The organism is Enterobacter sp. RHBSTW-00175, from assembly GCF_013927005.1.
In the GTDB taxonomy this organism is placed as follows: domain Bacteria; phylum Pseudomonadota; class Gammaproteobacteria; order Enterobacterales; family Enterobacteriaceae; genus Enterobacter.
Map to the genome: position 1 here is coordinate 23,553 of NZ_CP055930.1, position 18,237 is coordinate 41,789.

Sequence of the window (18,237 nt, forward strand, 5' to 3'; positions counted from 1 at the left end):
GGCGAAGGTCATGGCGCAAAATAGCGCGTTATCAACGCTAAAAGATCTGGCAGAAAAAGAAGTTGATGATGCCGCATTGCAGCTTGGCGCAATGCGACGCGGGTGCCAGCAGGCTGAAGAACAGTTGAAGATGTTGATCGACTATCAGCATGAATATCGCACCAACCTCAATACTGACATGACGCAGGGCATTGGTAGCCAGCGCTGGATTAACTATCAGCAGTTTATCCAGACGCTCGAAAAGGCGATTGAACAGCATCGCCATCAACTTAACCAGTGGACCCAAAAAGTCGATACGGCGCTGAACTTTTGGCGTGAGAAAAAACAGCGGCTCCAGGCATGGCAAACCTTGCAGGACCGGCAGGTGGCTGCAACAACCCTCGCCGAGAACCGACTGGATCAGAAAAAAATGGATGAGTTTGCACAGCGCGCATCAATGAGGAAACCTGAATGATCACACTGCAACAACTGCTGATGACCGACAGTGACCTGTCAGCCGGCACGCAGACGGGAAAAGGCACCGACGGTGCGCAAGATTTTCTCTCCCTGTTGGCTGGCGCCCTGACGGATGCGACCGGTCAGGGTAAAGATGCGCCGCTGACCCTTGCCGACCTGAAAGCGGCCGGCAGCAAGCTGGCAAAAGTCGCACAGGATAAAGACGGCGATACCACCCTTCAGGCAAAAATTGCCGATCTGTTGTCACGCCAGGACACGCTCACCGGGGATGAAACCGCGCAATCCACCGCGCTTCAAAGCCTGGTATCCGGGCTAATGCCTGCAACCCACAGCGATGCCCTGAAAAGCCTGACATCAACGGCCGCCAAAGATGACACCAAAACCGACCTGAACGAAGAAGAGCTGGCCGGATTAAGCGCGTTGATGGCGATGCTGCCACACCAGCAGACCGCAACCGCGGTAACTACCCAGGCCGTCAGCACTGAGGGCCAGGCGGAGAATGTGCTGGCAGGCACTTCACTGGCGCAAGCCAGCACCGGGCAACAACCGGCCCTGACGACTGCCCCGGCGGCTCATGAAAAAGCGCAAACTCCGCTTCAGTACGCACCTCAGCCACAAACCGCTGATGCTTCAGCCGCTAACGCCCCACTGACGCCCGCTGTAGCCGTTACCGCTGAAAAGCAGGACCTGGCAAGCCAGTCCTCTTCAACCAGCCCAACGGCAACGCTTGCGCCGATCGTCAGCAGCCAGGCTACCTCACAGCCAGCCGCTACGGTCGCTACCGCGCCGGTACTGAGCCAGCCGCTTGGCACCAGCGAATGGCAGCAGACACTGAGCCAGCACATCACCCTGTTCACCAGACAAGGGCAACAAACGGCTGAGCTGCGCCTGCACCCGGAAGATCTGGGCCAGGTACAAATTTCGATTAAGATTGATGATAACCAGGCGCAGTTGCAGATGGTGTCTGCGCACAGCCACGTACGTGCGGCACTGGAAGCAGCGCTGCCGGTTCTGCGTACTTCGCTTGCTGAGAACGGTATTCAGCTTTCACAAAGCAGCGTCAGCAGCGAGAGCTTCTCAGGCCAGCAGCAGTCTTCATCACAGCAGCAACAGCAGGCCTCGCGTTCCGACCAGCAAGGCGGTTTTAATGAAGAGAGCGACGAGTTACTGACAGCCCCTGCCGCACTGCAATCCGCCGCGCGTGGTAACAGCGCTGTAGACATCTTTGCCTAAACGCCAGAGGTAGCGTGATTATCCCCGTCTTTTCCACGCTTTGAGATAAGGCGGACACGGGATAATCACCTTATTAAGCTGTACCGAAACAGGAAGCTCGTATCAGATGACTGACTCCGCTATAACCAAAAAAAGTAAGCGTTCCATCTGGATCCCGCTGCTGGTGTTGATCACGCTCGCCGCCTGCGCTACCGCGGGCTATAGTTACTGGCGTATGCAGCAGGAACCTTCCTCTGCTACGGCCAAAGCCGAACCACCACCACCACCGGCCCCGGTATTCTTCCCACTGGATACCTTCACCGTTAACCTGGGTGATGCGGATCGGGTGCTTTATGTTGGCATCACGCTGCGCCTGAAAGACGAAGCCACCCGTTCTCGTCTGAACGATTACCTTCCTGAAGTGCGTAGCCGTCTTCTGCTGCTGTTCTCTCGTCAGGATGCTTCCACGCTTGCCACCGATGACGGTAAGCAGAAGCTGGTCGATGCCATTAAACAAACGCTGGCCACGCCGCTGGTAAATGGTCAACCTAAGCAGGAAGTCACTGACGTTCTGTATACAGCCTTCATTCTGCGGTAACGACATGGGCGACAGTATTCTTTCTCAGGCAGAAATCGATGCGTTGCTTAACGGCGACAGCGATAAGAGTGATGATCCGCAACCGGGTCTGAGTGGCGATGACAATATTCGTCCCTATGACCCGAATACCCAGCGTCGCGTGGTGCGCGAGCGTCTTCAGGCGCTGGAGATCATCAACGAACGTTTTGCGCGTCAGTTCCGTATGGGGCTGTTTAACCTGCTGCGTCGTAGCCCGGATATCACCGTCGGTGCGATCCGCATTCAGCCGTATCATGAGTTTGCCCGCAACCTGCCGGTGCCAACCAACCTTAACCTTATTCATCTGAAACCGCTGCGCGGCACCGGGCTGGTTGTGTTCTCGCCAAGCCTGGTCTTCATTGCGGTTGATAACCTGTTTGGTGGCGATGGCCGTTTCCCGACGAAAGTTGAGGGACGCGAGTTTACCCACACCGAGCAGCGCGTTATCAACCGGATGCTGAAGCTAGCGCTGGAGTCCTATAGCGACGCGTGGAAAGCGATTAACCCGCTGGATGTGGAGTACGTCCGTTCCGAGATGCAGGTGAAATTTACCAATATCACCACATCGCCGAACGATATCGTCGTTAACACCCCGTTCCATGTCGAGATCGGAAACCTGACCGGTGAGTTCAACATCTGCCTGCCGTTCAGCATGATTGAACCACTGCGCGAGCTGCTGGTGAACCCTCCGCTGGAGAACTCACGCCACGAAGATCAGAACTGGCGTGAAAACCTGGTGCGCCAGGTTCAACACTCTCAGCTTGAGCTGATCGCGAGTTTTGCCGATATCCCGCTGCGGTTATCCCAGATCCTGAAATTACAACCCGGCGATGTTCTGCCGATAGAAAAACCCGACCGCATTATTGCCCATGTCGATGGCGTGCCTGTGCTGACAAGCCAGTACGGCACGGTAAACGGCCAGTATGCATTACGCGTTGAGCACTTGATCAACCCGATATTGAATTCGCTGAATGAGGAACAGCCCAAATGAGTGACATGAACAATCCGTCCGATGAAAACAGCGGAGCACTGGACGATCTGTGGGCTGACGCGTTAAACGAGCAACAATCCACCCCGAGTAAAAGCGCGGCGGATGCGGTATTCCAGCAGTTAGGCGGCGGCGATGTCAGCGGCACATTGCAGGATATCGACCTGATTATGGATATCCCGGTCAAGTTGACCGTTGAACTGGGCCGTACCCGCATGACCATTAAAGAACTGCTGCGCCTGACGCAGGGTTCCGTGGTGGCGCTGGATGGCCTGGCCGGTGAACCGCTGGATATTCTGATCAACGGTTATCTGATTGCCCAGGGTGAAGTTGTGGTGGTGGCCGATAAATACGGCGTGCGTATCACTGACATCATCACCCCGTCTGAACGTATGCGTCGTCTGAGCCGTTAAGAATGAAAACCGAGGCAACAGTATCGCAGCCTTCAGCCGTACCCGGTTCGCCCCTGCTCCAGGTGAGCGGCGCGCTGTTTGGTGTTATTGCCTTTATTCTTATCGTCGCCTGGATTGCTAAACGCTTTGGTCTGGCGGGTAAAACCGCCGCCGGGCGAGGCATTAAGGTCAGCGCCAGCACCACGCTTGGGCCACGCGAACGCGTGGTCATTGTCGATGTTGAAGACGCGCGGCTGGTGCTGGGCGTTACCGCAACAAACATCAATGTATTACATAAACTGCCGCCTGCGCCGGATACGGCTGAAGCGAATGCAGAACCCCCAGCGGATTTTCAGTCCGTCATGAAGAGTTTGCTTAAGCGTTCCGGGAGATCCTGATGCGCCGTTTGTTATCCCTTACGCTTGCGGGCATCGCCCTGTTTGCGCCTTCCGTTTACGCGCAACTACCTGGTCTGGTCTCCACTCCGCTCGCTGGCGGCGGTCAAAGCTGGTCGCTTCCCGTTCAGACACTGGTGTTCATTACCTCGCTGACTTTTATCCCGGCAATCCTGCTGATGATGACCAGCTTTACCCGCATCATTATCGTCTTTGGTCTGCTGCGAAATGCGCTGGGTACTCCATCCGCACCACCTAACCAGGTGCTGTTGGGCTTAGCCCTGTTTTTAACCTTTTTCATTATGTCGCCGGTTATCGACAAGATTTATACCGACGCCTATCAGCCCTTCAGCGAAGACAAGATTTCAATGCAGGATGCGCTTGAGAAAGGCGCGCAACCGCTGCGTGAATTTATGCTGCGTCAGACCCGTGAAGCGGATCTGGCCTTATTTGCACGCCTGGCGAACACCGGCGAATTGCAGGGGCCAGAAGCCGTGCCGATGCGCATTCTGCTGCCCGCTTATGTTACCAGCGAACTAAAAACCGCTTTCCAGATTGGTTTTACCATCTTTATTCCGTTCCTGATTATCGACCTGGTGATCGCGAGCGTGTTGATGGCGCTCGGTATGATGATGGTGCCGCCGGCAACCATTGCCCTGCCCTTTAAGATCATGCTTTTTGTGCTGGTTGATGGCTGGCAATTGCTGGTCAGCTCGCTGGCACAGAGTTTCTACAGTTAAGGTACGCGCAATGACGCCAGAATCGGTCATGATGATGGGCACGGAGGCGATGAAAGTCGCGATTGCCGTTGCCGCTCCACTGCTGCTTGTTTCACTGGTGACGGGTCTTATCATCAGTATTTTGCAGGCCGCCACCCAGATTAACGAAATGACGCTGTCGTTCATTCCGAAAATTATCGCGGTCTTCGTGGCGATGATCATTGCCGGGCCGTGGATGCTGAATTTGCTGCTGGACTACATGCGTAACTTGTTTACCAATCTGCCGTACATTATCGGCTGAGATAACGATGCTGCACATCACAAGCGATCAGTGGGTTCAGTGGCTGGGAGTCTACTTCTGGCCAATGCTTCGCATCATGGCGCTTATCTCAACTGCCCCCATTCTTAGCGAAAAGTCTGTCCCCAAACGGGTCAAAGTAGGGCTGGGCATCATCATTACCATCATTGTGGCCCCTTCGCTGCCGCCAGTGAATATCCCGATTGTGTCAGCAAATGCGCTGTGGGTTGCCATGCAGCAGGTAATGATTGGCGTTGCCGTTGGCTTTACCATGCAACTTGCCTTTGCGGCGATTCGTACCGCGGGCGAGCTGATCGGCCTGCAAATGGGCTTATCCTTCGCGACCTTTGTTGACCCGGGTAGTCACCTGAACATGCCGGTACTGGCCCGTATCATCGACCTGCTGGCAATGCTGTTGTTCCTGTCGTTCAACGGACATCTGTGGTTGATCTCGATGCTGGTGGATACCTTCCACACGCTGCCGATTGGCGAGTCGCCGGTCAACAGTAATGCGTTCCTGGCGCTGACGCGTGCCGCCGGGCTTATTTTCCTGAACGGGCTGATGCTGGCGCTGCCGATCATTACGTTGCTGCTCACCGTTAACCTGTCATTAGGTTTACTGAACAGAATGGCACCACAGTTATCGGTATTTGTCATTGGCTTCCCGGTGACGCTGATGGTCGGCCTTTTATTAATGTCATTACTCATGCCACTTATCGCTCCGTTCTGTGAACATTTATTCAGCGAGATATTCAACCTGTTAGCAGATATTGTCAGTGAACTGCCACGTAAATAATAACCCGCAATGTTTACATTGTCTTTCTGAGGATATTCCTAAAATAAAACCCGTAAAACATCTTCCAGGATATATCTGACGCGGTTTAATTGTTTCTAAGCAACTCACAATACTTAATATTTACTTTACTTTAAGATGATTCCTGGCAAATTATACGTAACTTTACGGGATAGTGAGTCCGCCTGAAAGTCTTTGTCATGCTCACAGGTTTATTATGTTTTTCCATCCCGTATGGCTGTTTATGAGCTCTCAGGCAGATGGTGAATTATCGTTACGCATTGAGTGAGGGTATGCCATGTCAACGATCATTATGGATTTATGCAGTTACACCCGGCTAGGGTTAACCGGGTACCTGGCAAGCAGAGGGGTAAGAAAGAGGGACATCAACGATGCACACACCGTTGACGAACTTGCAGCCGCTTGCGATGAACTTAAGCCAGGCGTGGTGTTTATTAATGAGGACTGTTTCATTCACGACCCAGCCAACAGTCAGCAAATAAAGCAAATCATTAATCAGCATCCTAAAACTCTGTTTATTGTTTTTATGGCGATCGCAAATATCCATTTCGATGAATATTTGTTAGTCCGTAACAATTTATTGATCAGTTCTAAGTCGATTAAACCAGAGTCGCTGGATGACATTCTGGGCGATTATTTGAATAAAGAAGTTAAGAATGTAGGAGCGGTTAACTTACCGACCCTATCATTAAGCAGAACTGAATCAAGTATGTTAAAAATGTGGATGGCAGGGCAAGGGACAATTCAGATTTCTGACCAAATGAATATCAAAGCCAAAACGGTATCGTCACATAAAGGAAATATTAAAAGGAAAATTAAAACGCATAATAAGCAAGTGATCTACCACGTCGTCCGCCTGACCGATAATGTGACGAACGGGATTTTCGTTAACATGCGCTAACCCGCTTTTTATCTTTCGTACTCTACCTTTGATCTCTGGCCTGGCCAGAGATTTTTGCATGTATTTAGCCAGATGCCGGGCACGCAGAGTGCTGCCCGACCCGCGATTATTCCACCGTTTCCACAAAAATCCCATCCGGGTGCCCCAGTTCGTTAAAGAACCAGATACCGAGCGGGTAGTCTTCCAGCGACACCAGGTACATGATGCCTTCATTGAACTCTTCTATTGCCAGCACGACGCCTGGGCGGCGCGGCCCACCGTCCGTTTTGACAGTTACCCGATCGTTGACCTTCATACATTCCTCCTGTGGTTTTGAGCCAGTGTAGAACAAATCTCAAAAACTCACATCGGCGCCTGGCGCGAATGGCGTTTTTGTGTGCGGTCTATACTTAAGAGTGGACGGGTTGAAGGAGGTGTAAGTAATGAAGACCGGAAATGAGAAGAGCGATATCGATGTGAATGTCGATGCCCTGCTCGCCGCCATTAATGAAATTAGTGAGAGTGAAGTTCGCCGGAGGGAAGACGACCCTACGCGAGTCATGGTAAACGGGCGGGATTACCATACCTATCGCGAGCTCGCCGAAGCCTTTGAGCTTGATATTCACGACTTTAGCGTGACGGAAATAAACCGTTAACGCGAAAAAAATCCCGGTCATGGGGATGGCCGGGATGAAACTTGCTTATGCAAGAAGCACTTGAAAATTCGTTACACCAGGAAATCTGATGTGCCATCCACACTATCCCCAACAATTTTGTATGACAAGCAAATATTCTCTATATAAATATTACTTAGTACCAATGTTCGTTTGAGTTATGTGTACCAACATGCGACGTCAGCGGGTTTAACGGTATCGGTTCCATAACAAAACCATTCGACGCGTGGCTCTTTTTTAGGAATATTCTTAAAAAATAGCTAATTCTATATCAGGAGTTGTTATGCCTTCACTACAGGACACCCTGCTGGTTTTTACTGACCTCGACGGTACGCTGCTGGATATCCATACCTACGACTGGCAACCCGCGATGCCCTGGCTGGACAGGCTCCAGGACTATCAGATCCCGGTCATTCTCTGTAGCAGTAAAACGGCAGCGGAGGTTATTGCTATCCAGCAGGATCTGGGTCTTGAAGGATTACCGTTCATTGCTGAAAACGGCGCGGTGATACAGTTGGATGTACGCTGGGAAGCACACCCAGCGGCACCCCGGCTGATAAAAGGCATTTCGCACAGCAACATTCGCCACTTTATCGAACAACTCCGCCAGCAAGAGGGCTACAAATTCACCACCTTTGACGACGTTGACGAGCGCGTCATCAGCGAGTGGACCGGCCTTAACCGCCCCCGTGCAACGCTGGCGCGCCGGCATGAGGCTTCCGTTACGCTTATCTGGCGCGACAGCGATGAACAAATGGTACGCTTTGAAGATGATCTCGCCCGTCGGGGGCTGAAGTTTGTTCAGGGTGCCCGCTTCTGGCACATACTGGATGCGCGTGAAGGGAAAGATCGGGCGGTAATCTGGTTAATTGAACAATACCGCGTGCTTGAAGGGATAACACCCACCACGCTGGGCCTGGGTGATGGTCCCAATGATGCCCCGCTTCTGGACAGCGTTGATTTCGCCGTGATAGTCAAAGGGATCAACCGCCAGGGTGTACAGCTTAAAGATGATAATCCCGCGCGGGTGTATCACACCAGACTCCCCGGCCCTGCTGGCTGGCACGAGGGGCTGGATCACTTCTTATCCTGATCGTCCCACACTACCTGATTACGCCCACCTTGTTTTGCCAGATACAACCGGGCATCCGCTATAGACTGAAGTTGCTCGAAGTCGTAGTTGCCCTTTTCCTGCGCACAGCTCACGCCAAGTGATGCGCTGACGCGCACAGTGGTGCTTTTTTTCACCAGGATCTCTTTGCTGTTGATGCGTGACCGAATGCGCTCTGCTATCTCTGCCGCCTCTTCCAGGGCAATACCCGGCAGTACCACACAGAACTCCTCTCCACCCACGCGTCCGGCGACATCGTTGGTACGAAGCGCGCTGACAATCAGCCCCGCCGAATGTGATAACACCCGGTCCCCGGCCTGATGGCCGAAGCGGTCATTAATGTTTTTGAAGTGATCGAGATCGATCTGGATAACCGAGAATGGCAGCGACTGCTGAGAACAGCTCTTCGCCAGTATTTTTGCGCGTTCGAAGAGTGCACCGCGATTATTCAGACGAGTCAACGGGTCATGCCACGCCTGCCATTGCAAGGTGTGCTGAAGCGCATACATGTTACTGACCATCCGACGGATCACCAGCCAGGAGATCAACAGCATGGCGGTAAAGAGCGCCCACAACAACGCAAGAACAATGCTGATACTGCCAAAATCACCCCGTACACCGTCATGCAGCGTATGAACGCGCAGAACAACGCCATCAAAGTGATCCAGCCGTTCCCAGCTCACAAAGCGACTGCCCAGGCGGATCCCGCCCTCAGTATCGCTTTCGATATCATAGGCCATCTGCGCCAGCTCGCGTTCGTCAAAATGGTTAATGTTGCCCGCGGTGGGCGCTGAAGTGGCAATCAGATTGAGCCGGGTATCGTAAAGCTGGTACTCCCCTTCCGTTTGATCGGACGTCGCATCTTTCAGGAGACGCTTCATGGTGGAGAAGGAAAAATCCATCGCCACAACACCGTACCAGTAATGGTCGAAATAGATGGGCACGCTGGCGGTAATTGCCTGCTCCCCACCGGTCCAGGAGGACGGTGGGGAGATAAACCAACGCACCGCGCGCGCGCGATTCGCGCGCTCAGATTGCTGTACAAACCACGGCTGCGTCACCAGTTGATAATAGCGAGGAACGATATCTTCCGTGTGGGAGACGGTGTCCGTTGAGAGATAAAATCCGGCACGAGAAACGTACACAACCCGCTCTTCCTGACGCGTCGACGAGGAGCCAAGACGCAGCAAATACCCTACTTCAAGCGCTGCAGAGAGTTCGTTATTCAACAGATCGTCATCGCGATTCAGGAGCGTGGTTTTCTCTACAAACGCATCCGACACGCCATTTATCGGTAGCGTGCGGTCTTTATCAACCGCGAGCTGCCAGGAAGGGATGTTACGCAGGTCTTCGAAACGCTGAACGGCTTCATGTAATACGCCGAAAGCCAGTGGGAGCTGGAGCGCATCACGCATACCGTGGCGGAAAAAAAGCAGTTTATCCACGCTGAACTGCAATTGTCTGTCCAGCGCCGTAGCGACCGTTTCCAGGTGATTGTGTTGGCTGGAGACATACGCCCCCTCAAGCACCACCACTTCACGCCAGGTCAGTAGGGTGGAAAAGACTAACACCACCAGAAAACAGAGATTAACAATCAAGCGGGGATTGCTGCGTTTGCGCAGCCATTGCAGAAAAGTTTGTTTCACCACATAGGTATCGCGCTGCACACACACTCCCTGATTGCCACTCTACAGTCTCCGCCCCAACCCTGGCGCAGAAACGTGCAGTACGATTTACCTGCTTATCTGTAAAAACGCCCGGCGAGGCCGGGCGTTACGTGATTAAGCCTTGTCGCGCTTTTGCCGGCCTTCACCAGGCAATAGCTCGTCCTCACGAAAAGCCTCCCGCTTGATACCGTAACCATCATGCCACCGACACTCCACCATTCCGCTGGAATATCCGGTGACAATCATGCGTGGACCGCCATTCTTGGGCTTAACTTCATCACTGACCAAAAAGACCATACCTGCCTCCTGTATCAGGGTGAAACTGTTTCAATTTAGACGAGGAATGGCCTTTTTGCATCCCTGAGAAGGTAACAATTAGTGCGACGTTCCACGCATCTTTTCGACCAGTTTTACCACCGCGACCACCACGCCACCGATGATAAATCCCAGTACCAGATTTACCAGAGTTGGTACAACCGCCGCCGCAATGGCTCCTTGCCCCGAGGCAAACTGTTCAATAGCGTGGTGAAGTGGTGCAATGCCGTGTACCACAATCCCGCCCCCCACAAGGAACATAGCCAGGGTGCCCACAACCGACAATATTTTCATCAGCCACGGCGCCAGCACCAGTAACCCTTTACCAACTGTCTGCGCAATAACGCTCGACTTCTCGGCCAGCCAGTAGCCCATATCGTCCAGTTTGACGATAATCCCCACCAGACCATACACCCCCACGGTCACCAGAATCGCGATACCAGAGAGGATCAGCACCTGATTAAGCAGCGGCGATTCAGAGACAATCCCGAGTGTAATCGCCACGATTTCCGCCGACAGAATAAAGTCAGTACGAATGGCGCCTTTGATCTTATCGCGCTCGAAAGCCGTCGGGTCCTGAGCGGCAAGCGCCTCCAGACGTTGCTGGCGCGCCAGTGGCGTCTCATTTTCTTTTCGGGACGCAAATGAATGCAGGACCTTTTCCACGCCCTCAAAACAGAGAAACGCCCCCCCCACCATCAATAGCGGTGTAATGGCCCACGGAATGAAGGCACTAATCAGCAGCGCCAGCGGCACCAGGATCACTTTGTTAATAAACGATCCCTTTGCCACGCCCCAGACAACCGGCAATTCACGGTTTGCCCGCACCCCGGTCACCTGCTGGGCATTCAGCGATAAATCATCCCCCAGGACGCCGGCGGTCTTTTTTGCCGCCAGTTTTCCCATGACCGAAATGTCATCCAGCAAGGTGGCAATATCGTCCAGCAATGTTAACAAGCTACTTCCTGCCAAAATCTCTATCCTTCTTTTTTTGGTAATTAGGTGAATAGTATGGAGCAAAAGCCAAAACCCTGGAACAGGCACCTCAAGTCAACAAAAAATTCACATCAACTACACAATTAAAGGGCTCGCCAGCGAGATAGTTTTCACGTTTACTATCAGCGACCTTTTTATTTCGTCGTGAGGGACTATGCGTTTCCGGCACCTGTTACCGCTCCTTGGAGCGCTTTTTTCACTGTATATCATCTGGGGTTCCACCTATTTTGTCATTCGTATCGGTGTGGAAAGCTGGCCCCCCCTGATGATGGCGGGTACGCGTTTTCTCTCGGCGGGCGTGCTGCTGACGGCCTTTTTATTGCTGCGTGGGCATAAACTCCCGCCTCTGCGCCCGATGTTAAATGCGGCCCTGATTGGCGTACTGTTGCTGGCCGTGGGTAATGGTTTTGTAACCGTGGCAGAACACCAGAATGTGCCATCCGGCATCGCTGCGGTGGTCGTGGCCACAGTGCCGCTGTTTACGCTGTGCTTTAGTCGTCTTTTCGGTATCCGGACCCGTAAACTGGAATGGATGGGAATTGGTATCGGGCTTGCGGGGATTATTCTGCTTAACAGCGGCGGCAATCTGAGCGGAAATCCGTGGGGGGCAATTCTTATTCTGATTGGCTCTATGAGCTGGGCGTTCGGTTCCGTTTATGGCTCCCGCATCGAATTGCCGTCCGGCATGATGGCAGGTGCGATTGAGATGCTCGCGGCAGGTGTTGTGCTGTTCATCGCCTCCATGATTTCCGGTGAAAAACTGACAGCAATGCCGGATTTATCAGGTTTCCTGGCCGTAGGGTATCTGGCTCTGTTTGGCTCCATTATCGCCATCAACGCATATATGTTCCTGATCCGTAATGTTTCGCCGGCTGTGGCAACCAGCTATGCCTACGTCAACCCGGTTGTGGCCGTATTGCTGGGAACGGGATTCGCGGGCGAGACACTGTCGCCAGTTGAATGGCTGGCGTTAGGGGTGATTATTATGGCGGTTGTGCTGGTGACATTAGGCAAGTATTTGCTGCCCGCTAAACCTGTGGTGACGCCTTGTGAGGCGGATAAACTGTAAAAGGGTGAATGCCCTGAGTGTCTATCTGCGCGGCCTGACCGCCGCCGCAGATCCACTCTTCCAGACGCTCGGTAAGCCCTGCATCATCCAGCTTCATTTTGCCGCGTAATGCGCATTCCCACACCACCAGCACCCGCCATCCTTGCGAGATAAGCAGCCCGATATCGCGCGTGTCGCGCGCCACATTCTTGCCAATTTTGTCCAGCCAGAAATCGGTGCGGGTAGCAGGCACTTTGAACAGATAGCAGTTGTGGTGATGCCAGAAACAACCGTGGGTAAAGATGATGCACTGGTAGAGATCGATAACGAAATCAGGACGCCCCGGAAGCGCGGCATCCTGAACCCGAAAATCAAACCCTGCCTGAGCCAGCAACCCTGCCAGCCGTTTTTCGATTGCGGTATCACGCGTGCCGATAGCACGCATGTTTTTGCTGCGGGTGGCCTTATTGTGCACATCCGTCATTGACGGTCTCACTCTCACGAAGCGCAACGGCCTGTCTGATGCGCGATGCCAGCAATTTTGCTACCGCAGCAAACGCCGGAACTACCACCGAGTTACCAAACTGACGATACGCCTGGGTGTCGGACACCGGAATACGGAAGTTATACCCTTGCGGTGTTTCAAAACCCATCAGCCGGGCGCACTCGCGTGGAGTTAAACGGCGCGGTCGGTGAAGCTGGTTCTGCGGGTCGTCAAAATCCTTCTCGCCCAGTGCTTTATCCCATCCACGGTCGATGAGGATCTCTGCGCCATCTTTGTAATAGCGGGCCGATAAAGTACGGGTCACACTGCCCGGCTCTTTCGGGTTAACCATACCGAAACCGAAGCCATTACCTTTGGCCTGGTGCTTTTTGGCATAGCGATAGAGGTACTTCCACAGCACTGGCGTCAGGATGAACTTCGCGTCCACAGCAGGTTCCAGTAGTTCAGCAACGGTTAGACGACGCGCCGGATACAAAGACGGGATATCCCGCAGGGTGAAATCCCCCTTCAGATTAAGGTCGCGACGGAATCCCACCAGCACAATGCGCTCACGATGTTGCGGCAGGAAATGTTTGCCATCGATAATTTTCGGATCGTCGGCTCCCATATCCTGTGAATCCGCCACATCGTAACCAAGGTCATCGAGCGTTTGCATGATGATACGGAAGGTTTTCCCGCCATCGTGGCTCTTTAAATTCTTCACGTTTTCCAGCACAAAAATGGCCGGACGGCGGGCATCAATAATACGGGCCACATCAAAAAACAGCGTCCCCTGGGTGTCGCAGGCAAAGCCGTGGGCGCGTCCTAACGCATTTTTCTTCGACACCCCGGCTAACGAAAACGGCTGGCACGGGAAGCCCGCCAGCAGCACATCATGTTCCGGGATGGTCTGGCGTATATGTTCAGCAGCGTCTTTATCGGTTACACCGTCTTTATGGCTCAGGGTCGCTTCGCGGATATCGGCATTAAACTGGTGGCTGGCAGGATCGCAATACCAGTTCGCTTTATAGGTGCGCACGGCATGTTTGTTCCATTCGCTGGTAAATACGCACTGGCCGCCAATGGCTTCAAAACCGTGCCGGATACCGCCGATACCGGCAAAGAGATCGATAAAACGGAAAGCATAGTTCGGGTGTGCAGCCGGAGGGCGCGGAAGCAAATTTTGCAGATAGCGATATTCACCGTCGCTCAGACGATGCCCCGCCCGCTCGCTGGTCAGCAGTCTTTTCAGTATTGCCGGGCTCCAGTGGCTTTCACCGTAAGCCTCCAGCTGGTTTGCCAGGCTTTTTGCATCATAGATATCCAGCAACTGACGCAGTAATGCCTGCACAGCTACCGTAGATTTCGCCGCCTGCGCTGGCGCGGGTTCAGTCACTGATCGATTTTCCTGCATTCTTTTAACCGGACAATAAAGACTGGAAACAGATTACCACAGTTCAGGCCTGCAAACTGCGACGGAAGCGGCTCTGCACCTGGCTGTCGACACCCAGGCAGTCGCCCTGTAATTCGGCGCTCAGTTTCGCCATAAACTGAATCAGGTAATCGGCATTGTGACGTGCCATGTCGCGCCCGATTTCCGTTTGCATGGTTTCGGGCAGACGCAGCAGTTTGGTCTGGAAATGATCCAGTGCAAAGGCTTTGTCATTCAACGTACGTGAATCGGCAAAGGGATCATTAGCATCAAACAATGGCACGCCTAATGCCCCCGATACGGCAAAAACACGCGCCAGGCCAATGGCGCCAAGTGCTTCAAGCCTGTCAGCATCCTGGACAATTTTCGCCTCCTGAGTGCGAGGCGCGATCCCGGCGCTAAAGCTGTGCGCTTCTATTGCATGTTCCACGGCACTGTAGCGCTCTGGCGGAAAATCAGGGAAATCGTCCGCCAGGATCTGGCGTGCCTTGCGTGCCGCAAGCGCTGAGGACTGGCTGCGTTCAGGGTGATTTTTTGGCAGGCTGACAATGTCATGGAAATAGCATGAGGTGAGCACCACCAGCGGATCGACGGCCTCGTTGACCATCATCTTCTGTGCCGTCAGCCAGACCCGGCGAAAGTGCGAGATATCATGTGCGGTATCATCGGTAGAATGATGTTGCTCCAGCCAGCTTTCGAAGCGGCGTTGCCACTGCGCAAGTTCCATAATCTTGTCCTGTCGCCAAAACGGCTACAATAGCAACTTTCCGTACGGCTATCACGGCCTGTCGGCACGGGGACGCGTGTACCAGGCAATCCCACCCAGAATCAGGCCAACAGCACCCAGAACTAAAAACCCCAGGAATGCGCCAAGCCATTTACCGCTGGTTGACCCTAAATCGCCCTCCACAACGGCACACGACACGGCAGGAATTTTACTGACAACCCACACATAGCGGACCATGGCCCACATGAAATATCCACAAAATGCATAGAACACCCACAGGGCCAGTTTGCCTCCCAGGCTACGATCGTTTTTTTGTTCCATTCTCAACCCCAGTTTCACGGTCGCTACGTTACCGGTTTCACATCGCACATTCGTTTTTTGTGATTTTTATCACATTTTTTCGCTGAATGCTGGCCCTGGCGGCACTTTCTGCACCTCAGTTTGCGTTAAGTTGATCTCAGACAAATTTCCCACACTGCGCTTGCCACTTTGCATGGTGAAGGCACTAATTCCGATTCCCCTTCATTTAAACCGTTTGCGTAAAATACAATTACAGCAGAAAACGTTTTTCTTCCATCACCTATTTTTATAGCCATTTATTTCAATGAGATATTTAATGAACGTGTTTTAAAACCTCGAATAAATACATACAAAATACAAATACCAAAGCCCAAAATTCGTTCTAACTCATTTACAAAATCAATAACCGCAACTCACAGCCAATACATAACACCATGAAAATATAAGCATAACTCATGAAAATACTTTTCCAACACTCATAGATTTGAAAAATAAAGAGATTAATAGAAATATATTGAAATAAAAATAATCATTTAATTACATTTATTTTTGAACGAATTTCACATCACATAGAATAGTATCGACGCTGTAATTACGGAGGGTGATTACGTATATTCATAGAATCTATATTTATAGGGAATATATAATGAAAAGAAAAGTTCTGGCAATTCTTGTACCCGCAATGTTAATCGCAGGCGCAGCAAATGCGGCTGAAATTTACAACAAAAACGGTAATAAAGTTGACTTGTACGGTAAAGTCGATGCACGTCATACCTTCTCTGATAACCCTGGCGACGATGGTGATGAAACCTACGTGCAGATTGGTTTCAAAGGCGAAACCCAGATCACTAACGATCTGGTTGGTTACGGTCAGTGGGAATATAAGACCTACGCAAATGACACTGAGGGCGCCGGTGATAAATCATTCAACCGACTGGCATATGCTGGCCTGAAGTATGGTGAATACGGTTCATTTGATTACGGTCGTAATTACGGCGTTGTCTATGACGTTGAAGCCTGGACGGATATGCTTCCAGTATTCGGTGGCGATTCTTACACCTGGACTGACAACTTTATGAATGGCCGTGCTAACGGTCTGGCAACTTACCGTAACTCTGATTTCTTCGGCCTGGTTGATGGCCTGAACTTCGCGTTACAGTATCAAGGCGCTAACGAAGGTCAGGATCAAACAGAAGATCAGGAAGGCACCAAAAACGGTCATGACGATGTACGTTTCCAGAACGGTGACGGCTTCGGTATCTCCACGTCTTATGACTTCTCTGGTGATCTGTCTGGCCTGAGCCTCGGTGCAGCATACTCCTCTTCTGACCGTACTAATGAGCAAGTTGCATATGGCAAAAGCTCAGAAAGCGTCGGTTATGCTGGCGGTGAAAAGGCAGAAGCCTGGACCGTTGGTGCGAAATACGATGCTAACAGCATCTATCTGGCAATGATGTATGCTGAAACCAGCAACATGACGCCAATCGGTAACTTTGGTATCGCCAACCAGACTCAGAACTTTGAAGCAGTCGCACAATACCAGTTCGACTTCGGACTGCGTCCTTCTTTGGCATGGGTTTACTCAAAAGGTAAAGATCTGGACGGTAAGGGATTCAATAAGGACTTGGTTAACTATATCGACCTGGGCATGACCTATAGCTTCAACAAAAACTTCTCCACCTATGTTGATTATAAAATCAACATGCTGGATCAGGACGAAGCTTTGTATGATGCATACGATATTTCTACCGATGACATCGTTGGTATTGGCATGACCTACCAGTTCTAATCCCCCAAAAACACCAAAGCCCGCTTCTTGCGGGCTTTTTTGTCTCACGCTTTAGTGATTAAGGCGCTTCCTGCAAGGCCACCCGAATAAACCCATTATTCTGTGAAAGCAGTTCATGGGCATTCCACGCATCCAGGCCGGTCAGCACCATCAGCACGGCGGTTTTACAGTTGTGATTGCAGCTTTCCAGCGCGGCTTTCGCTACCGCCCGGGTACAGCCGCCCGCTTCCATCACGATTGCAATTTGCCGTTCTGTCCATTTGGTACTGCTGGCTTCAAGATCCACCCGCAGATTGCTGTAAACGCGCCCGCTACGAACCGCCAGACCGGTGGTCACCATATTAAGGATCATTTTCTGGGCGATCCCGGCTTTAGTGTTGCTAAAACCCGCCACCACATCAGCGCCCAGCTCAGGTGCGATCACCATGCTCGCCAGCTGTGCCGCTTCACTTTGCGCATCGCTGGTGATGACCGCCAGCGGCGACCCCAACGACCAGGCGTGTCGCATTGCTCCCCACACCCACGGCGTTTTACCGCTGACGGTCAGGGCCAACATCATATCGTGCTCGCCAAATTTGATTGCCTGGAGTTCGGCCACACCCCGTTCATAATTTCCGGCGCCGTCACCCGCCGTAAGGGCAATAACGGGATGCTTGCCTGGTGCATACTCTTTCGCCGCCTGTTCTGCTACCCGCCCGGAAGGCCCCGCCCCCACAATCACCAGGCGGCCGCCATGGCTCAGGGTTGCCGCAGCGTTATCAACCACGCGGGCAATGGTGTTTAAAAATGGGGTAATGGCAGAGGAGATGTTTGCGTCTTCCTGGTGAATGACTTGCAGCATGTCCAGCGTGGATAATCTATCAATGTTGATCGTGCTGGAATGCCGTCTTTCCTTGACTGAACCGGTAAGCATAGTGCTCATAA

Annotated in this window: 22 protein-coding genes and 1 pseudogene; 14 read left to right on the plus strand and 9 right to left on the minus strand. The window is 52.3% G+C overall.

Annotated features, from left to right (window positions below):
• Positions 1–10: 10 nt before the first annotated feature.
• From fliJ to rcsA, 10 genes and pseudogenes are all read left to right on the plus strand, one after another.
• Positions 11–454 carry a flagellar export protein FliJ gene (fliJ, locus tag HV107_RS00130; RefSeq protein WP_182061579.1) on the plus strand — a complete coding sequence of 148 codons (444 nt, stop codon included), beginning with the start codon at positions 11–13 and terminating at the stop codon, positions 452–454.
• On the plus strand, positions 451–1,689 hold the full coding sequence (gene fliK, locus HV107_RS00135; protein WP_182061580.1) for a flagellar hook length control protein FliK: 1,239 nt from the start codon (positions 451–453) through the stop codon (positions 1,687–1,689). Before fliJ ends, fliK begins: the two co-directional genes overlap by 4 nt.
• Positions 1,690–1,795: 106 nt before the next feature.
• Positions 1,796–2,266, plus strand: a complete 471-nt coding sequence (fliL, locus tag HV107_RS00140; RefSeq protein ID WP_014070855.1) for a flagellar basal body-associated protein FliL — start codon at positions 1,796–1,798, stop codon at positions 2,264–2,266.
• Positions 2,267–2,270: 4 nt separating this feature from the next.
• Positions 2,271–3,275, plus strand: coding sequence for a flagellar motor switch protein FliM (fliM, locus tag HV107_RS00145; protein WP_182061581.1), 1,005 nt, complete (start codon positions 2,271–2,273; stop codon positions 3,273–3,275).
• Positions 3,272–3,685: a flagellar motor switch protein FliN gene (fliN, locus tag HV107_RS00150; RefSeq protein ID WP_028019594.1), complete on the plus strand. Its 414-nt coding sequence runs from the start codon at positions 3,272–3,274 to the stop codon at positions 3,683–3,685. The genes fliM and fliN overlap by 4 nt, the downstream gene beginning before the upstream one ends.
• Positions 3,686–3,687: 2 nt before the next feature.
• On the plus strand, positions 3,688–4,062 hold the full coding sequence (fliO, locus tag HV107_RS00155) for a flagellar biosynthetic protein FliO (RefSeq protein WP_182061582.1): 375 nt from the start codon (positions 3,688–3,690) through the stop codon (positions 4,060–4,062).
• Positions 4,062–4,799: a flagellar type III secretion system pore protein FliP gene (fliP, locus tag HV107_RS00160; RefSeq protein ID WP_014070859.1), complete on the plus strand. Its 738-nt coding sequence runs from the start codon at positions 4,062–4,064 to the stop codon at positions 4,797–4,799. Before fliO ends, fliP begins: the two co-directional genes overlap by 1 nt.
• 10 nt (positions 4,800–4,809) lie before the next feature.
• Positions 4,810–5,079 (plus strand): flagellar biosynthesis protein FliQ, encoded by a 270-nt coding sequence (fliQ, locus tag HV107_RS00165; protein WP_182061583.1) that lies wholly within the window; start codon positions 4,810–4,812, stop codon positions 5,077–5,079.
• A gap of 7 nt (positions 5,080–5,086) precedes the next feature.
• Positions 5,087–5,879 (plus strand): annotated as a pseudogene (gene fliR, locus HV107_RS00170) (flagellar biosynthetic protein FliR); the annotation flags it as partial.
• A 288-nt stretch (positions 5,880–6,167) separates the two neighbouring features.
• Entirely contained in the window at positions 6,168–6,791 is a 624-nt protein-coding gene (rcsA, locus tag HV107_RS00175) for a transcriptional regulator RcsA (RefSeq protein WP_182061585.1), read from the plus strand.
• 106 nt (positions 6,792–6,897) lie between these two features.
• On the opposite strand, the gene dsrB is transcribed toward rcsA, so the two are convergent.
• The gene (gene dsrB / locus HV107_RS00180; RefSeq protein ID WP_182061586.1) at positions 6,898–7,086 is read right to left on the minus strand and encodes a protein DsrB; all 189 of its coding nucleotides are present in this window, start codon (positions 7,084–7,086) and stop codon (positions 6,898–6,900) included.
• A 127-nt stretch (positions 7,087–7,213) separates the two neighbouring features.
• Between dsrB and yodD the strand changes: the two genes are divergently transcribed.
• Both yodD and HV107_RS00190 read left to right on the plus strand, forming a co-directional pair.
• Positions 7,214–7,426, plus strand: a complete 213-nt coding sequence (yodD, locus tag HV107_RS00185; protein WP_014070864.1) for a YodD family peroxide/acid resistance protein — start codon at positions 7,214–7,216, stop codon at positions 7,424–7,426.
• 301 nt (positions 7,427–7,727) lie between these two features.
• Positions 7,728–8,537 (plus strand): mannosyl-3-phosphoglycerate phosphatase-related protein, encoded by an 810-nt coding sequence (locus HV107_RS00190; RefSeq protein ID WP_182061587.1) that lies wholly within the window; start codon positions 7,728–7,730, stop codon positions 8,535–8,537.
• Here HV107_RS00190 and dgcQ read toward each other — a convergent pair.
• From dgcQ to HV107_RS00205, 3 genes are all read right to left on the minus strand, one after another.
• Entirely contained in the window at positions 8,522–10,222 is a 1,701-nt protein-coding gene (dgcQ, locus tag HV107_RS00195; protein ID WP_182061588.1) for a cellulose biosynthesis regulator diguanylate cyclase DgcQ, read from the minus strand. The two genes, HV107_RS00190 and dgcQ, sit on opposite strands and share 16 nt — an antisense overlap.
• A gap of 114 nt (positions 10,223–10,336) precedes the next feature.
• Entirely contained in the window at positions 10,337–10,519 is a 183-nt protein-coding gene (locus HV107_RS00200; protein WP_014070867.1) for a YodC family protein, read from the minus strand.
• A 78-nt stretch (positions 10,520–10,597) separates the two neighbouring features.
• Positions 10,598–11,509 carry a DUF808 domain-containing protein gene (locus HV107_RS00205; RefSeq protein WP_409050240.1) on the minus strand — a complete coding sequence of 304 codons (912 nt, stop codon included), beginning with the start codon at positions 11,507–11,509 and terminating at the stop codon, positions 10,598–10,600.
• A 178-nt stretch (positions 11,510–11,687) separates the two neighbouring features.
• Between HV107_RS00205 and yedA the strand changes: the two genes are divergently transcribed.
• Positions 11,688–12,602, plus strand: a complete 915-nt coding sequence (yedA, locus tag HV107_RS00210; protein WP_182061589.1) for a drug/metabolite exporter YedA — start codon at positions 11,688–11,690, stop codon at positions 12,600–12,602.
• On the opposite strand, the gene HV107_RS00215 is transcribed toward yedA, so the two are convergent.
• The 4 genes from HV107_RS00215 to drpB form a co-directional block, all read right to left on the minus strand.
• Complete coding sequence (locus HV107_RS00215; protein ID WP_182061590.1) at positions 12,562–13,065, minus strand: very short patch repair endonuclease; 504 nt, start codon at positions 13,063–13,065, stop codon at positions 12,562–12,564. The two genes, yedA and HV107_RS00215, sit on opposite strands and share 41 nt — an antisense overlap.
• A complete protein-coding gene (locus tag HV107_RS00220; RefSeq protein ID WP_310649386.1) occupies positions 13,046–14,461 on the minus strand; it encodes a DNA cytosine methyltransferase in 1,416 nt (471 codons plus the stop codon). The genes HV107_RS00215 and HV107_RS00220 overlap by 20 nt, the downstream gene beginning before the upstream one ends.
• A gap of 61 nt (positions 14,462–14,522) precedes the next feature.
• Positions 14,523–15,224 carry a phosphohydrolase gene (locus HV107_RS00225; protein ID WP_182061592.1) on the minus strand — a complete coding sequence of 234 codons (702 nt, stop codon included), beginning with the start codon at positions 15,222–15,224 and terminating at the stop codon, positions 14,523–14,525.
• A gap of 51 nt (positions 15,225–15,275) precedes the next feature.
• Complete coding sequence (gene drpB, locus HV107_RS00230; RefSeq protein ID WP_182061593.1) at positions 15,276–15,545, minus strand: cell division protein DrpB; 270 nt, start codon at positions 15,543–15,545, stop codon at positions 15,276–15,278.
• Positions 15,546–16,170: 625 nt separating this feature from the next.
• On the opposite strand from drpB, the gene ompC reads away from it, so the two are divergent.
• A complete protein-coding gene (gene ompC / locus HV107_RS00235) occupies positions 16,171–17,313 on the plus strand; it encodes a porin OmpC (protein ID WP_182061594.1) in 1,143 nt (380 codons plus the stop codon).
• Positions 17,314–17,371: 58 nt separating this feature from the next.
• On the opposite strand, the gene HV107_RS00240 is transcribed toward ompC, so the two are convergent.
• Positions 17,372–18,235 carry an N-acetylmuramic acid 6-phosphate etherase gene (locus HV107_RS00240; RefSeq protein ID WP_182061595.1) on the minus strand — a complete coding sequence of 288 codons (864 nt, stop codon included), beginning with the start codon at positions 18,233–18,235 and terminating at the stop codon, positions 17,372–17,374.
• Positions 18,236–18,237: the final 2 nt, after the last annotated feature.

Excerpts from the sequence above, each read along its gene's own strand:
- fliJ (WP_182061579.1), top strand. The coding sequence starts at position 11 with ATGGCGCAAAATAGCGCGTTATCAACGCTAAAAGATCTGGCAGAAAAA.
- fliK (WP_182061580.1), top strand. The coding sequence starts at position 451 with ATGATCACACTGCAACAACTGCTGATGACCGACAGTGACCTGTCAGCC.
- fliL (WP_014070855.1), top strand. The coding sequence starts at position 1,796 with ATGACTGACTCCGCTATAACCAAAAAAAGTAAGCGTTCCATCTGGATC.
- fliM (WP_182061581.1), top strand. The coding sequence starts at position 2,271 with ATGGGCGACAGTATTCTTTCTCAGGCAGAAATCGATGCGTTGCTTAAC.
- fliN (WP_028019594.1), top strand. The coding sequence starts at position 3,272 with ATGAGTGACATGAACAATCCGTCCGATGAAAACAGCGGAGCACTGGAC.
- fliO (WP_182061582.1), top strand. The coding sequence starts at position 3,688 with ATGAAAACCGAGGCAACAGTATCGCAGCCTTCAGCCGTACCCGGTTCG.
- fliP (WP_014070859.1), top strand. The coding sequence starts at position 4,062 with ATGCGCCGTTTGTTATCCCTTACGCTTGCGGGCATCGCCCTGTTTGCG.
- fliQ (WP_182061583.1), top strand. The coding sequence starts at position 4,810 with ATGACGCCAGAATCGGTCATGATGATGGGCACGGAGGCGATGAAAGTC.
- rcsA (WP_182061585.1), top strand. The coding sequence starts at position 6,168 with ATGTCAACGATCATTATGGATTTATGCAGTTACACCCGGCTAGGGTTA.
- dsrB (WP_182061586.1), bottom strand. The coding sequence starts at position 7,086 with ATGAAGGTCAACGATCGGGTAACTGTCAAAACGGACGGTGGGCCGCGC.
- yodD (WP_014070864.1), top strand. The coding sequence starts at position 7,214 with ATGAAGACCGGAAATGAGAAGAGCGATATCGATGTGAATGTCGATGCC.
- HV107_RS00190 (WP_182061587.1), top strand. The coding sequence starts at position 7,728 with ATGCCTTCACTACAGGACACCCTGCTGGTTTTTACTGACCTCGACGGT.
- HV107_RS00200 (WP_014070867.1), bottom strand. The coding sequence starts at position 10,519 with ATGGTCTTTTTGGTCAGTGATGAAGTTAAGCCCAAGAATGGCGGTCCA.
- yedA (WP_182061589.1), top strand. The coding sequence starts at position 11,688 with ATGCGTTTCCGGCACCTGTTACCGCTCCTTGGAGCGCTTTTTTCACTG.
- HV107_RS00215 (WP_182061590.1), bottom strand. The coding sequence starts at position 13,065 with ATGACGGATGTGCACAATAAGGCCACCCGCAGCAAAAACATGCGTGCT.
- HV107_RS00225 (WP_182061592.1), bottom strand. The coding sequence starts at position 15,224 with ATGGAACTTGCGCAGTGGCAACGCCGCTTCGAAAGCTGGCTGGAGCAA.
- drpB (WP_182061593.1), bottom strand. The coding sequence starts at position 15,545 with ATGGAACAAAAAAACGATCGTAGCCTGGGAGGCAAACTGGCCCTGTGG.
- ompC (WP_182061594.1), top strand. The coding sequence starts at position 16,171 with ATGAAAAGAAAAGTTCTGGCAATTCTTGTACCCGCAATGTTAATCGCA.
- HV107_RS00240 (WP_182061595.1), bottom strand. The coding sequence starts at position 18,235 with ATGAGCACTATGCTTACCGGTTCAGTCAAGGAAAGACGGCATTCCAGC.